Below are 13,243 nucleotides of genomic sequence, written 5' to 3' on the forward strand. Positions count from 1 at the left end.
CGGTCTTCTCCGCGGACATGGGCGGAGGACTCAGCTGCTGAGATCCGGTGAGGGGTCGTCGGCCAGCCGGCTCCAGATGAACTCGTCGTGCTTGAGCCCGTCGCCGTAGCGGTACGAGCGGCGCAGCCGCCCCTCGAGGGTGAAGCCGGCCTTCCCGGCCACCCGGCCGGAGGCGGTGTTCTCCACGGCGTGGCACAGCTCCACCCGCTCCAGCGGCACGGCCGCGAAGGCCCACCGGCAGGCCGCGTCCACCGCCCGGGCGGCGACCGCGCGCCCGCGAGCGGCCGGGACGGTCCAGTAGCCGATCTGCGCGTTGCCCTGCGCGACGGCGATGGAGTGCAGCGACACCGAGCCGAGCAGCGCGCCGGTCGCGGCGTCGGTGACCGCCCAGGAGGCGTGGTCGCCGGTGGTCCAGTCGCCGCGCCGGCGCAGGAATGCCACGGCGTCGGGGCGGGTCGTGGCCGGCAGGCCGTTCCACAGCTGCATGACCGGGTCCTGCATCACCGCGACGACGTCATCGGCGTCGTCCTCCCGCCAGGGCCGCAGGCGCAGCGCGCCGGCATCGAGCTCGACCGGGTCCACGGGGAGCCATGGTCTCCCACGGGACCGGCCCCTGCAGGATCCCGCCGCTGGCCCCGTCCCGAGGCTCGCGCCGAGCGTGCGACGCGTGAGGACGGGGTCCTTCCATGGCGGGGGGCAGGAGGTCCTTCCTCAGGCGGGGACGGAGACCCCCACGCCGCCGCGGGTGTCGGCCCCGTAGCGGGCGATCTCGCGGTCGAGGTCCAGCGGAGCGGTCATCGGGGCGCCCTCGGTGAGCTCCGGCGTGATCAGCGCGGCCGGGACCAGCCAGGAGACCTCGAACTCCAGCCCGTCGGGGTCCTGCGCGTAGAGGGCCTTGGTGGTCACGTGGTCCGAGGCCCCGACCAACGCGCCGGCCTGCAGCAGCGCGGCGCGGACGCGGGCGAGCTCGGCGAGCGTGTCGACCTCCCAGGCCAGGTGGTACAGGCCGACGGTGCGCCGGCCGGCCTCGGAGGCGCCGGCCGCGGCGCCCACCTGGAACAGGCCCAGGTCGTGGTCGTTGGTCGACCCCTCGGCCTGCAGGAACACCGCGGCACCGGGGATGTCGGTCTTCACCCGGAAGCCGAGGACGTCGCGGTAGAAGGCGAGGCTGCGCTCCACGTCGCGGACGTAGAGGACGGCGTGGTTGAGGCGCTGGACGGGCACGGCGGGCTCCTGACCGATCGGGACGACGCCGTCCAGTGTGCGCCCCCCTGCTTGAGAATTCAAGTATCCGCGGTGTCCGATGGGGTAGGTCGCGTCCGTGGGCAGCGCGTGCGTCACCGTCCGGGTCGTGCCCGAGCTGGCCTTCCTGTTGCGCCCCCGCGACCGGGCGGCGCGGGAGCGGCGGCTCGGCCACGACCCGGACGCCACGGTCGCCCACCTCGTGCGGGCCGCCGGGGTACCCCTGACGGAGGTGGGCGGGGTGCGCGTGGACGGCGATGCCGTGCCGCTGTCGGCGCGCACCCGTCCCGGCGCCGTGCTGGAGGTCGACGCGGTCCCCCGTCCGCAACCGGTGCCGGCCGGGGGCTTCCTGCTCGACGTGGGGCTGGGCACGCTGGCCCGCCGGCTGCGGCTGCTCGGCCTGGACGCCGCCTGGTCCAACGACGCCGAGGACGCCGACCTCGCCGCCCGGGCCGCCGCCGAGGAGCGGGTGCTGCTCACCCAGGACCGCGGCCTGCTGATGCGGCGCGGGGTGCCCGGGGCGCTGGTGCGCGGGAGCCGGCCGGACGACCAGCTGGCCGACGTCCTCGACCGCTTCGCGCCGTCCCTGGCCCCGCTGACCCGGTGCACCACCTGCGGCGCCCGGCTCGAGCCGGTGCCGAAGGCCGACGTCGCCGACCGGCTGCCCCCGGGCACCCGCCGGACCTTCGACGACTTCTCCCGCTGCGCGGCGTGCGGCCGGGTCTACTGGCACGGCGCGCACGCTCGACGGATCAACGCGCTCATCCGGGTGGCGCAGCGCGGCTGAGCTCGGCCACGGCGCGCCCGGTCACTCAGGGGGTGCTCGCGGCGTCCGGGGGGTACACCTGACCCAGGCCCCTCTCCAGGTCCTCGAGGTTCATGCAGGGTACGAACGTCACCTTCGCCTTCCCGTCGAGGAACAACGGCTCGGCGATGGCCGCGATCTGCGAGGTGTCGGCCATGTCGAACACGACGAGACAGCTGCGCTGCCCGCCCTCGGTCAGGAAGTAGGCGGCCTCCGGATCGAGCTGCTCGACGAGCCGCTGCGTGAGCTCCAACACCTGTCCCTTGCGCGCCGCCTCGTTGCCGGCATCGGTGTCGACGACGGCCTTCAGCATCATCCGCATGACCGCCTCCGGTGGTGTGGGGTGGGATGTGACTCCCAGCGTCGACCGGCCGGCCGACGGGCGCCCAGAGCCGTTCGGCACTGCCAACTCCACCCGGCCGGGGCTCCGGGGTCCACCGGGCGCCCGCACGCTCGCCGGCCCGGCCGACGAGTCGGCCCCGGGGGGCCACGGCTTGGCCCAGGTGTGACAGCCGCGGCGGGCAGCCCAGGAGCGCACACCCAGCCACTCCTGCTCCCGCTCCTGCGAGGCCGCCGTGTACCTGTCGAAGACCGAGGCCGCCGTCCTGCCCACCACGCTGGTCGGCACGCCGAGACGACCTCCCCAGGCCACCGGCCGGCGGCGCATCTGGCCGCTGCTCGGGCCTGCGTTCGTGGCCGCGGTCGCCTACGTGGACCCGGGCAACTTCGCGACCAACTTCTCCGGCGGCGCCGCCTTCGGCTACACGCTGCTGTGGGTGATCGTCGCGGCCAACCTCATGGCGATGCTCATCCAGTCGCTGACCGCGAAGCTGGGCCTGGCCACCGGCCGCGACCTGGCCACCAACTGCCGCGAGCAGCTGCCCAAGCCGGTCACCCGGGGGCTGTGGCTGCAGGCCGAGGCGGTCGCGATCGCCACCGACCTGGCCGAGATCGTCGGCGGCGCAGTCGCGCTGAACCTGCTGTTCGGCGTCCCGCTGCCCGTCGGCGGGCTGATCACCGCCGTCGTCGCCTTCGTGCTGCTGGCCGCGCAGTCGCGTGGGCACCGGCCGTTCGAGCGGGTGATCACCGGCCTGCTGCTGGTCATCGGGCTGGGCTTCGGCTACACGCTGGTCGGCTCGGGCGTCGACGTGGGCGGACTGGCCGGCGGTCTGGTGCCCTCCTTCGCCGGCCCGGACAGCCTGGTGCTCGCTGCCGGCATCCTCGGCGCGACGGTGATGCCGCACGTCATCTACGTGCACTCCGCGCTCACCCCGGGCCGCTACGGCGACGTCGTCACCGCCGGGAAGACCTGGGAGGGACGGCGCCGGCTGCTGCGGGCCCAGCGGCTCGACGTGCTGCTGGCCATGGGCCTGGCCGGGCTGGTCAACGCGGCGATGCTGGTCATCGCGGCGCAGCTCTTCACCGGCGGGGACGACGCCGGCTCGCTGGAGGGTGTGCACGCCGGGCTCGGCGACCAGCTCGGAGCCGGGGCCTCGCTGGCCTTCGCGCTGGCGCTGCTGGCCTCGGGGTTCGCCTCCTCCTCGGTCGGCACGCACGCCGGCCAGGTGGTCATGGCCGGGTTCCTTCGCCGGCACATCCCGGTGCTCGCCCGCCGGCTGATCACCCTCGCGCCGGCACTGCTGGTGCTGCTGCTCGGCGGCGACCCGACGACCGCGCTGGTCTGGTCACAGGTGGTGCTCTCGTTCGGCATCCCGTTCGCTCTGGTGCCGCTGCTGTGGCTGACCAGCCGGCGCGATCTGATGGGCGGCTGGGTGAACCGGCGGGTCACCACCGTCGCCGGTGCGGTGGTCGCCGCGCTGATCATCGGCCTCAACGGCCACCTGCTGCTGGGCTTCGTGCTCGGCTGAGGAAGGACTCCTGCCTCCCTCGGCGAGTTCAGGGCCGGGTTCGGGACGGGACCACCGGACCCGGGCATCCGAGACGAGTACCAGCGTGATGCACCAGCATCAGATGCGTGCGCACCACCTTGAGCATCGACGACGACGTCCTGCTGGCCGTCCGCGAACGAGCCCGGCGAGAACGGCGGACCGCCGGAGAGGTCCTCTCCGACCTCGCCCGCCAGGCCCTGACCGGCGCACACCGCACGCCGGCCGGATCCACGACCGCTCGGCACGGGTTCACCCCTCTCCCCCGCCGTGGTCCCGCGGTGTCGAACGCTCTCATCGACCGGCTGCGTGAGGACGAGGGAGAGTGAGGCGAGCCCTCCTCGATGTGAACGTCCTCCGCGCCCTGCTGGACAGCGACGACGTCGATCACGAGCGGGCAGGCAAGTGGTTGGACGTCCTGCCTGATGACCGAGAACGGTTTCGTACGGGTCATCAGCCAGCCGCGCCACCCGAGCCCGATCTCCCCGGCGCGGGCGGTCGAGCTGCTCGCGGCGGCCCAGGGGGCCGCCACCACGAGTTCTGGCCCTGCGACGTGGGTCTCCTGGACCCACGGGTCGTCGACCGCTCACGCCTGCACGCCTGCACGGCTCCCGTCAGGTGACCGACGCCTACCTCCTCGGACTGGCGGTGGCGCACGGCGGGCGGTTCGTGACCTTCGACCGGTCACTCTCCCTCACCACGGTGCACGGTGCGACGGAGGACCACCTCACCGTCCTGTGATCACAGTGGCGCTGCCGGGTTCCGCCGTCCGTCGACATTCCCGCGGGAACGTCAGGCGGGTTCGGGCACGCCACCCGGGTCGCCGCCGGGGTCGTCGGGGGTCGACTCGATCGGCGGGGGCGGGAGGGGCTCGGGCGCGTCGGGGAGCAGCTCGCCGGGGTCGTCCGGCACCGGCTCGGTCGGATCGATGCTCGGGTCCGGCTCAGGGATCGGCGCGACCATGCGGCGAGTCAACCACCCGTCCGCGCCTGTTCGCGGGGATGACCGCGGCCCGGCCCCGGGCACCGCGGCTCACCGACACCCGCGAACTCGTGGCCATCAGCCCGGGATCGCCACGAGAGCGCAGCGATCATGGCGTTTCCCGTGAAACGTGCCAGGCGGCGTCGAAGAAGCCGACCTCCAGCCGCATCGCCCGCCGGTACGCCGTCCGGACGGCGGGGACGTCGGAGGCGTGCCGGTCGAGCAGCCGCTCCAAGCCGGCGGCGAGCTCCTCGAAGCCCGGGTCGGCGTAGGTGGTGACCCACTCGGCGTAGTCCCCGGCGCGCTCGGCCGACAGCGACCGGCCCAGGTACGCGTAGAGCCGCATGCACGGGGTCATCGCCGCGCAGGTGGCGCCGACCCCGCCGAGGGACGCCGTCGCCAGCAGGAAGTCGGTGTAGGCGGTGGTCGCCGGCAGCGGCTCGACGCCGGCGAGGTCGATGCCCCAGCGGGCGGCGTAACCGGCGTGCAGGCGCAGCTCCTCGCGGACACCGGCCAGCAGGTCGGCGAAGGCATCGAGGGTCGCCCGGTCGGGGCTGTGCGCGACGCCGAGCGCGTAGGCGCGGGCGAAGGACTCGAGGAAGAACGCGTCCTGGGCGACGTAGCCGGCGAAGCGCTCACGGGGCAGCGTGCCGTCGCCGATGCCCGCGACGAACGGGTGCGCCAGGGCCTCCGCGGCAAGGTCGGCGTTGGCCGCCCAGAGGTCGGCGGCGAGGCTCACGCCGTCTCCATCGCCATGCTCATCGCGCCGAGTCCTGCGCCATCGCCCAGAAGGCGGTCTCGGCCGCGACCACCTCGGTGAACACCGCGTCCGCGTCGGGCGCGGGGACGCCGTCCGCCGCCGCCTCCAGGCCGGCCACGTAGTCAGCGAACCCGGGCTGCGTCCAGTGCTCGACGAAGGGGCCGTACTCCGGCGCCCCTGGCGACGCCCCCGACCAGGCGTCGAGGTAGGTGCGCTCGATCGTCCACAGCGCGGTCAGGGCCGTCCCGACGTCGGCGGCGTCGAGCCGCTCGAGCAACTCCGCGTAGGCGGCGGTGGCCGGCAGCGCGGGCGTGCCGAGGTCCAGCCCGCGGACGGCGGCCTGCTCCTCGAACCAGGCCAGCTCGTCGACCAGCGCCACCAGCCCGCCGGCGAGGACGGCCTGCGCCGGTCGGGGCACGCGCGCCAGCAGCCGGGCCTGGAAGCGCAGCAGGTCGGCGACGAAGCGGGCGTCCTGCACCAGCCAGGTGTCGAAGGCGGCGACCGGGACCGTCCCGTCGCGCACGGCGTCGAGGAACGGGTAGCGGGTCGCTCCCCGCCAGGCGTCGGGGTGGCGGGACAGGAGGTCGGCGACCGGCACGGCGGCGACCGTACGCGGCCTGGTCGGGCAGACCGCAGCGTGCGCTGCAGGGCGGGCCTATGGTGAGGACAGCCATGTGCGGGAGCTCGGGCGGAACGGGCTGAGAGGGCGACTCGACGCGTCGCCGACCGCTGGAACCTGACCGGGTAATGCCGGCGTAGGGAGCGACCATGAGCACGTCGGACGACGTCCGCACCAGCGCGCCCACCGCGGATGCGCCCCTGACCCTCGACCAGGCCCCCGCTCCCACGCTGGGCCTGCGCGACTCCTTCGGCCTGTGGGCCAACCTCGGGATCAGCCTGCTGCTGCCGGTCGCCGCGGTGTTCGTCGTCCTCCCGGGCCGGCCGCTGTCGACGACGCTCGGCGCGATCGTCGTCGGCGCCGCGATCGGCGCCGTCCTCCTCGGGCTGGCCGCCGCGGCCGGCGCGCGGGAGCGGGTGCCGACGATGGTGCTGCTGCGCGGGCTGCTGGGCCGCCGCGCCTCCGCGCTGCCCACCGCGCTCAACCTCGTGCAGTGCGTCGGCTGGGCGACCTTCGAGATCGTCATCATCGCCGAGGCCGCGTCGCGGGTGCTCGACGCGCCGCGCTGGCCGTTCGTGCTGGTCGCCGGCGTGCTGGCCACCGCGATGGCGCTGCGCCCGCTGGGCGTGGCCCGTGTGCTGGCCCGCTACGCCGTGTGGGCGGCGCTGGCCGCGGTGGTCTACCTCTTCGTCGAGGTGCTCGCCGAGCCGCTGCCGCCGCTGACGAACGGTGCCGCGACGTCGTTCTGGACGGCGGCCGACATCGTCATCGCCCTGCCGATCTCCTGGTTCCCGCTGGTCGCCGACTACACCCGGCACGTGCGCAGCGGCCGGGCGGCGTTCACCGGGGCCTCGCTCGGCTACGGCCTGGCCACCGTCGCGATGTTCACCCTCGGCGTCCTCGCGCTGGCCGCCTACGGCAGCTCCGGGCTCGACGTCATCGACGCCCTGCTCGCCGTCCCGCTCGGGGCGGTGGCGGTGCTCGTGCTGGTCGCCGTGGAGCTCGACGAGGCCTTCGCCAACGTCTACTCGACCGCGGTGTCGACGCAGAACCTCGTCGTCCGCGCCGACCGCCGGCTGCTCGCCGTGGCCGTCGGCACCGTCGCGACGCTGCTGGCGCTGACCTTCGACATCGCCGCCTACGAGCCGTTCCTCTTCCTCATCGGCGCGGTGTTCGTCCCGCTGGTCGGGGTCTTCGCCGTCGCCTACTCCACCACCCCGCGCGGCGCCTGGGACACCTCCGCCACCGCCCCGGCCCGGCCGCTGCTCCTGCTGCCGTGGCTCGCCGGCTTCCTGGCCTACCAACTCACGCTGCCGACCCACCTCTCCGGCTCGGGCGCCGGCTGGACGGCGTGGTGGACCGCCCGCCAGGCCGACCTCGGCATCGACCCGGCCAACGGCTGGTCGGCGTCGCTGGTGGGCCTGGGTGTCGCGGTGCTGCTCACCGCGCTGGTCTGCCTGCCGGGGTGGCTGCGCCGGCGGAGACTGCCGGCATGAGCGACGTCGCGGTCGCCGGCGGGGGGCTCATCGGGCTGGCCACGGCCTGGCAGGCGGCCCGGCGTGGGCTCTCGGTCACCCTCGTCGACGACTCCCCCGGCACCGGCGCGTCGGCCGCCGCCGCCGGGATGCTCGCCCCGGTCACCGAGGCCGGCTACCGCGAGGAGGCGCTGCTGCGGCTGGGCCTGGCCTCGGTCGAGCGGTGGCCGGCCTTCGCCGCGGAGGTCGAGCGGGCCAGCAGCACCCCGGTCGGGCTGCGCACGGCCGGCACGCTCGTCGTCGGCTTCGACGAGGACGACGTCCGCGAGCTCGCCGCACTGCACGCCTTCCAGCGGGAGCTGGGCCTGGACGCCGAGCGGCTCACCCCCCGGGAGGCCCGCCGCCGCGAGCCATCGCTCACGCCGCGGGTGCGCGGCGGGCTGCTCGTCGCCGGCGACCACTCCGTCGACGGCCGGGCCCTGCACGCCGCGCTGCTGGTCGCCGCGCTGGACGCCGGAGTGCGCCTGGTGCGCGACCGGGTCACCGAGCTGCGCGTCGTCGGGGGGCGGGCGGTGGGCCTGGAGACGGCGGACGGCGGCACGGTGTCGGCCAGCACCGTCGTCCTCGCGCTCGGCGCGCACAGCGGCCGCCTGCCCGGGGTCCCGCCGCTGCCGGTGCGCCCGGTGAAGGGCCAGATCCTGCGGCTGGCCGGCGCGAGCGACCTGCTCGAGGGCACAGTGCGCGCGCTGGTCCGCGGGCGGCCCGTCTACCTGGTGCCCTACGCGGGCGACCGGCTCATCGTCGGCGCGACGACCGAGGACCGCGGTTTCGACCCGACCGTCACCGCGGGCGGGGTGCACGACCTGCTGCACGACGCGATCGACGTCGTCCCCGGGATCAGCGAGCTGGAACTGGTCGAGACGCTGGCCCGGTGGCGCCCCGGCACGCCGGACAACGCCCCGCTCCTGGGCCCCGGTCCGCTGCCGGGCCTGGTGCTGGCCACCGGGCACCACCGCAACGGCGTGCTGCTCACCCCGGTCACCGCCGAGGTGACCGCCGAGCTGCTGGCCACCGGCGTGCTGCCCGAGCTCGCCGCCCCCTTCACCGCCGACCGCTTCGGGAGGTAGCCGTCATGCAGGTCACCGTCAACGGCGAGGACACCGAGCTGGCCACGGACGCCACCGTCGCCGACCTGGTCGCCGCGCGCAGCGGCGCGCACGACCGGGTCGCGGTCGCGCTCAACGGGGACGTCGTCCCCCGGAGCAGCTGGCCGGGGACGCGCATCTCCCCCGGCGACACCCTCGAGGTCCTCGCCCCGACCGCAGGAGGCTGACATGACCACGTCCGACCTGGCTCCCGCCCTCGCCCGCGAGGAGGCCACCGACCCGTTCGTGATCGCCGGTGAGACCTTCACCTCCCGGCTGCTGCTCGGCACCGGCGGCGTGCCCGACCTGGAGACCCTCGAGGCGGCGGTGCGGGCCTCGGGCACCCAGCTGGTCACGGTGGCGCTGCGCCGGGTGGAGGCGTCGTCGAGCGCGTCGATGCTCGAGGTGCTCGACCGCTGCGGCGTGCGGCTGCTGCCCAACACCGCCGGCTGCCGCACCGCCCGCGAGGCCGTGCTGACCGCGCGGCTGGCCCGGGAGGCGTTCGGCACGCCGTGGGTCAAGCTGGAGGTGATCGGCGACGAGCACACGCTGCTGCCCGACGCCGTCGAGCTGCTCGACGCCGCCGAGCAGCTGGTCGCCGACGGCTTCACCGTGCTCGCCTACACCACCGACGACCCCATCCTCGGCCGCCGGCTGGCGGACGCCGGGTGCGCCGCGGTCATGCCCCTGGGCTCGCCGATCGGCAGCGGGCTGGGCATCCGCAACCCGCACAACATCGCGCTGCTGCGGGAGGGCGTCGACGTCCCGGTGGTGCTGGACGCCGGCATCGGCACCGCCTCGGACGCCGCCCTGGCGATGGAGCTCGGCTGCGACGCGGTGCTGCTGGCCTCCGCGGTGACCCGCGCCCGCGACCCCGAGAGGATGGCACTGGCCATGCGGCAGGCGGTCGAGGGCGGGCGGCTGGCCAAGCTCGCCGGCCGCATCCCGCGCCGCTGGCACGCCGAGGCGTCGACGTCCTTCGAGGGCCTGCCGGAGCTGTGAGCGAGTTCTCCGCGGACAGCACAGCACGCCTGCCACGGCTGCTGGTCGTCACCGACCGGGTGCAGGCCGCCGGGCCGCTGCCAGGCGTGGTGGCCGACGCCGTCGCCGCCGGGGCCCGGGCGGTCCTGCTGCGCGACCGCGACCTGCCGGACGACGAGCGCGCGGCCCTCGCCGCCGACCTCCGCGCCGTGCTCGACCCGGTGGGCGGGTTGCTGGTCACGGCCGGGTCGGTCCCCGGGCCCGCCCACCGCGCCGTCCAGCCCGCCGTCCACCTGGCCGCGGCCGAGCCGTTCCCCGACCCGCGCCCGGCGCTGGTCGGCCGCTCCTGCCACTCCGCGGCGGAGCTGGCGCAGGCCCGCGCCGAGGGCTGCGACTGGGCCTTCCTCTCCCCCGTGTTCCCCACCGCGTCCAAACCCGGCTACGGCCCAGCTCTCGGCGTCGAGGGGTTCGCCCGCCTGCGGCCGCCGGGCCCGCCGGTCTACGCGCTCGGCGGCGTACTGCCGGAGCACGTGCCGGACCTGGTCGCCGCCGGTGCGCACGGGATCGCGGTGATGGGGCCGGTGATGCGTGCCCCATCCGCCGTCCGGGACTACCTGGCGGCCCTGGCCTGACCGTCAGCCCGCGGGCGGACGGTGCTCCGCGGCGACGTCCGCCACGACCACCTCGGCCGGCGCCGGCGGGTCCTCCGTGCGGCCCCTCCTGCCGGGGAGCACGAGGTTCAGGACGACGGCGACGACGGCCGCGACGACGATGCCCGAGTCGAACAGCGCGCCCCACTCGCCGGTCACCCGGTCGACGGCGTCCGGCGCGGCGGCGACGCCCCGGCCCAGGCCGACCGACAGCGCGACGATGAGCAGCGCGCGGGTGTCCAGGCCGTCCTTGCTGAGCAGCTGGATGCCGATCGCGACGACCATGCCGAAGAGCACCAGCACCCCGCCGCCGAGGACCGCGGGCGGGATCGCGGCGAGCACCGCGGCGACCTGCGGGAGCAGCGAGAGGGCCACCAGCACGACCGCGCCGAGGGTGACCACGTGCCGGCTCATCTGCTTGGTGAGGGCGACCAGGCCGATGTTCTGGCTGAACATCGTCGTCGGCAGGGCGCCGAAGGCGCCGCCGAGCACCGCGCTGCCGCCCTCGGCGAGGATGCCGCCGCGCAGCTCCCGCGCGGTCGCCGGCCGGCCCGCGCCGCCCTCGGTCACCGCGTGCACGGTGCCCACCGAGTCCACCATGTTGACCACTCCGACGACGGCCATCGACAGCACCGCGACCAGGGGGAAGGACACCCCGAACTCGAACGGCGTCGGCACCGCGACCAGCGGCCGGTCACCGACGCCGGACAGGTCGAGCAGGCCCAGCGGGATCGACACCAGGTAGCCGACGGCCACCGCGATCAGCACCGATGCGCTGCACAGCAGCCCGCGGCAGAACTGGTTGAGGACCACGGTGACCACCAGCACGAGGCCGGCGATGCCCAGGTTGACCGGTGCGCCGAAGTCCGGCGAGCGGACGCCGCCGGCGGCCAGGTTGATGCCGCTGGGCAGCAGCCCCAGGCCGATGACCAGGATGATCGTCCCGGTCACCACCGGCGGGAACAGCCCGGCGACGCGGTGGATGCCCAGCGCGATGGCCACCTGGACGGCGGCGGTGACCAGCACCCCGCCGAGGACGGCGTCCAGACCGAAGTCCCCGGCCAGCGGGACGGCGACGGCGATGAACGCGAATCCCGAGCCCATCATCAGCGGCAGCCGGCTGCCGACCGGGCCGATGCCGACGGTCTGCAGCAGCGTGGCCAGCCCCGCGCACAGCAGCGCGGCCTGCACCAGCAGCACCGCCTCGCCGGTCGTCGCGCCGATGACCCCGGCCAGCAGGATGGCCGGGGTGAGGTTCGAGGTGAACATCGCCAGCACGTGCTGCAGGCCCAGCGGCACCGCCTCGGTCCACGGCGGCCGGGCGTTCGGGTCGGTGCGGTCGAACGTCCGGGGGCTCGCCGGCCGGGTGGTCGCCATCGCAGCACTCCTGGGGGTGGGGGGTCGCTTCCCGGAGCAGGCTCGCTGCCGCGTGTTCCACCACGGTGTCACCGCGGTTGCGATCCGCTGAGCCGCCCTGGCAGGTCGCCGGGGCACACCGCCTGCGCTGGCCGGGGTGTGACACCTGTCTCACGATGTTTGGGACCGCCCGCGTGGACCCATACGCAGGTGTTCGACTCGCTCGCGAGCCGACGATGGGTCACGCCCAGCGGGCGAGGGCCAGGGTGCGCCTCCGGGCGGGACGAGCACGTGAGGGGACCACAGCGTGACAGGCGAGACGGCCAGGCAGCTGTGGCCGTCCGCACGACCACCCGCGGCTCCCGAGCACTTCGCCTGGGACCTCGAGAGCGTCGCCGAGCTGCCCGTCGTCCGCGCCGAGGTGCGGGCCCACATCGGCGGCCCCCACCAGGCCGACCTGCGCGACCGGCTGGTCCTGGCCCTCGACGAGATGGCCTCCAACGCACTGCGACACGGCGGCGGCCGGGTCCGCGCCACCGTGCGTCCCCTGGCGAACGCCTGGCTGATCGAGGTCCGCGACGGCGCGCCGGACACCCCGCCCGCCCCCGCCGTCAACCGCGACCCCAGCGACGGCGGGCTCGGGCTCTACCTCATCGCCGAGCTGGCCACCGACCACGGCTGGTACGTCACCGCCGGCGTCAAGCACGTCTGGGCCGTGCTCGCCCCCTGATCGGACGCAGTGCACGAGGTGCCCGGAGCCGTGTCGGGGTCGTGGCCACCGGACCGCGCGGGGATGTCGTCCTGGTGCGGGGCCGCGAGGTCAGGATCACGGCGCCGGCCGTGGAGATCGACGCGGACGGCGAGGTCAGCTCTCCAGGGTGGCGTCGAGGGTGACCTCGTCGACCCCGGCGAGCGCGCGGCTGACCGCGCAACCGGCCTTGGCGGCCTGAGCGGCCTGCTCGAACCCCGCGGCGTCGATGCCCTCGACCTCGCCACGGACGGTCAGCGCGATCTTCGTGATGGTCGGCGCGCCGTCCTCCTGGCCGAGGGTCACGTCGGCGGAGACCTCCAGCGACCGCGGCGTGCCACCGGCCTCGGCGATCTCGTAGGACAGCGCCATCGAGAAGCACGACGAGTGGGCCGCCGCGATCAGCTCCTCGGGGCTCGTGGTGCCCCAGGCGTCCTCGGCCGTGCGCTCGGGGAAGGACACGTCGAACGTGCCGACCTCGGAGCTGCTGAGCTCGACCTGGCCGGCCCCCTCCTGCGGGGTGCCGTTCCAGGCGGTACGGGCGGTGCGGATGGCCATGAGGCTGCGCTCCCTTGCGATCCCAGCGGAGAGTGGG

At 75.2% G+C, this 13,243-nt stretch carries 18 protein-coding genes and 1 riboswitch; of the genes, 10 read left to right on the plus strand and 8 right to left on the minus strand.

Features of this window, described 5'->3' with window-relative positions:
- Positions 1-30: 30 nt before the first annotated feature.
- Complete coding sequence (locus ACWIX7_RS12400) at positions 31-582, minus strand: GNAT family N-acetyltransferase (RefSeq protein ID WP_448621835.1); 552 nt, start codon at positions 580-582, stop codon at positions 31-33.
- Between the two features lie 129 nt (positions 583-711).
- On the minus strand, positions 712-1,224 hold the full coding sequence (locus tag ACWIX7_RS12405) for a VOC family protein (protein WP_448621836.1): 513 nt from the start codon (positions 1,222-1,224) through the stop codon (positions 712-714).
- 97 nt (positions 1,225-1,321) lie between these two features.
- Between ACWIX7_RS12405 and ACWIX7_RS12410 the strand changes: the two genes are divergently transcribed.
- A complete protein-coding gene (locus ACWIX7_RS12410) occupies positions 1,322-2,029 on the plus strand; it encodes a Mut7-C RNAse domain-containing protein (RefSeq protein ID WP_448621837.1) in 708 nt (235 codons plus the stop codon).
- A gap of 25 nt (positions 2,030-2,054) precedes the next feature.
- Here ACWIX7_RS12410 and ACWIX7_RS12415 read toward each other — a convergent pair whose 3' ends face one another.
- Entirely contained in the window at positions 2,055-2,369 is a 315-nt protein-coding gene (locus tag ACWIX7_RS12415) for a hypothetical protein (protein ID WP_448621838.1), read from the minus strand.
- A 253-nt stretch (positions 2,370-2,622) separates the two neighbouring features.
- Between ACWIX7_RS12415 and ACWIX7_RS12420 the strand changes: the two genes are divergently transcribed.
- The 3 genes from ACWIX7_RS12420 to ACWIX7_RS12430 all read left to right on the plus strand — a co-directional run bounded on the left by ACWIX7_RS12420 (position 2,623) and on the right by ACWIX7_RS12430 (position 4,674).
- The gene (locus ACWIX7_RS12420; protein WP_448621839.1) at positions 2,623-3,915 is read left to right on the plus strand and encodes an Nramp family divalent metal transporter; all 1,293 of its coding nucleotides are present in this window, start codon (positions 2,623-2,625) and stop codon (positions 3,913-3,915) included.
- A 107-nt stretch (positions 3,916-4,022) separates the two neighbouring features.
- Positions 4,023-4,262, plus strand: coding sequence for a hypothetical protein (locus ACWIX7_RS12425; protein WP_448621840.1), 240 nt, complete (start codon positions 4,023-4,025; stop codon positions 4,260-4,262).
- Between the two features lie 289 nt (positions 4,263-4,551).
- The gene (locus ACWIX7_RS12430) at positions 4,552-4,674 is read left to right on the plus strand and encodes a hypothetical protein (protein WP_448621841.1); all 123 of its coding nucleotides are present in this window, start codon (positions 4,552-4,554) and stop codon (positions 4,672-4,674) included.
- Positions 4,675-4,725: 51 nt separating this feature from the next.
- On the opposite strand, the gene ACWIX7_RS12435 is transcribed toward ACWIX7_RS12430, so the two are convergent.
- The 3 genes from ACWIX7_RS12435 to ACWIX7_RS12445 all read right to left on the minus strand — a co-directional run bounded on the left by ACWIX7_RS12435 (position 4,726) and on the right by ACWIX7_RS12445 (position 6,272).
- Positions 4,726-4,896: a hypothetical protein gene (locus tag ACWIX7_RS12435; protein ID WP_448621842.1), complete on the minus strand. Its 171-nt coding sequence runs from the start codon at positions 4,894-4,896 to the stop codon at positions 4,726-4,728.
- Positions 4,897-5,023: 127 nt separating this feature from the next.
- Positions 5,024-5,653, minus strand: coding sequence for a TenA family protein (locus tag ACWIX7_RS12440; RefSeq protein ID WP_448621843.1), 630 nt, complete (start codon positions 5,651-5,653; stop codon positions 5,024-5,026).
- A 19-nt stretch (positions 5,654-5,672) separates the two neighbouring features.
- On the minus strand, positions 5,673-6,272 hold the full coding sequence (locus ACWIX7_RS12445; protein WP_448621844.1) for a thiaminase II/PqqC family protein: 600 nt from the start codon (positions 6,270-6,272) through the stop codon (positions 5,673-5,675).
- Between the two features lie 68 nt (positions 6,273-6,340).
- A riboswitch (TPP riboswitch) is annotated at positions 6,341-6,453 on the plus strand.
- Here ACWIX7_RS12445 and ACWIX7_RS12450 point away from each other — a divergent pair.
- The 5 genes from ACWIX7_RS12450 (at position 6,443) to ACWIX7_RS12470 (ending at position 10,526) form a co-directional block, all read left to right on the plus strand.
- Complete coding sequence (locus ACWIX7_RS12450; RefSeq protein WP_448621845.1) at positions 6,443-7,789, plus strand: purine-cytosine permease family protein; 1,347 nt, start codon at positions 6,443-6,445, stop codon at positions 7,787-7,789. It overlaps the preceding riboswitch by 11 nt.
- Positions 7,786-8,895, plus strand: a complete 1,110-nt coding sequence (thiO, locus tag ACWIX7_RS12455) for a glycine oxidase ThiO (RefSeq protein ID WP_448621846.1) — start codon at positions 7,786-7,788, stop codon at positions 8,893-8,895. The genes ACWIX7_RS12450 and thiO overlap by 4 nt, the downstream gene beginning before the upstream one ends.
- A 5-nt stretch (positions 8,896-8,900) precedes the next feature.
- The gene (thiS, locus tag ACWIX7_RS12460; protein WP_448621847.1) at positions 8,901-9,101 is read left to right on the plus strand and encodes a sulfur carrier protein ThiS; all 201 of its coding nucleotides are present in this window, start codon (positions 8,901-8,903) and stop codon (positions 9,099-9,101) included.
- A 1-nt stretch (position 9,102) separates the two neighbouring features.
- Positions 9,103-9,915: a thiazole synthase gene (locus ACWIX7_RS12465; RefSeq protein WP_448621848.1), complete on the plus strand. Its 813-nt coding sequence runs from the start codon at positions 9,103-9,105 to the stop codon at positions 9,913-9,915.
- Complete coding sequence (locus ACWIX7_RS12470; RefSeq protein WP_448621849.1) at positions 9,912-10,526, plus strand: thiamine phosphate synthase; 615 nt, start codon at positions 9,912-9,914, stop codon at positions 10,524-10,526. Before ACWIX7_RS12465 ends, ACWIX7_RS12470 begins: the two co-directional genes overlap by 4 nt.
- Positions 10,527-10,529: 3 nt before the next feature.
- On the opposite strand, the gene ACWIX7_RS12475 is transcribed toward ACWIX7_RS12470, so the two are convergent.
- Positions 10,530-11,921 (minus strand): uracil-xanthine permease family protein, encoded by a 1,392-nt coding sequence (locus ACWIX7_RS12475; protein WP_448621850.1) that lies wholly within the window; start codon positions 11,919-11,921, stop codon positions 10,530-10,532.
- A gap of 286 nt (positions 11,922-12,207) precedes the next feature.
- On the opposite strand from ACWIX7_RS12475, the gene ACWIX7_RS12480 reads away from it, so the two are divergent.
- Entirely contained in the window at positions 12,208-12,630 is a 423-nt protein-coding gene (locus ACWIX7_RS12480; protein WP_448621851.1) for an ATP-binding protein, read from the plus strand.
- Between the two features lie 135 nt (positions 12,631-12,765).
- Here ACWIX7_RS12480 and ACWIX7_RS12485 read toward each other — a convergent pair whose 3' ends face one another.
- Positions 12,766-13,206: an OsmC family peroxiredoxin gene (locus ACWIX7_RS12485; protein WP_448621852.1), complete on the minus strand. Its 441-nt coding sequence runs from the start codon at positions 13,204-13,206 to the stop codon at positions 12,766-12,768.
- Between the last annotated feature and the right edge of the window lie 37 nt (positions 13,207-13,243).

Source organism: Geodermatophilus sp. URMC 65, from assembly GCF_053502545.1.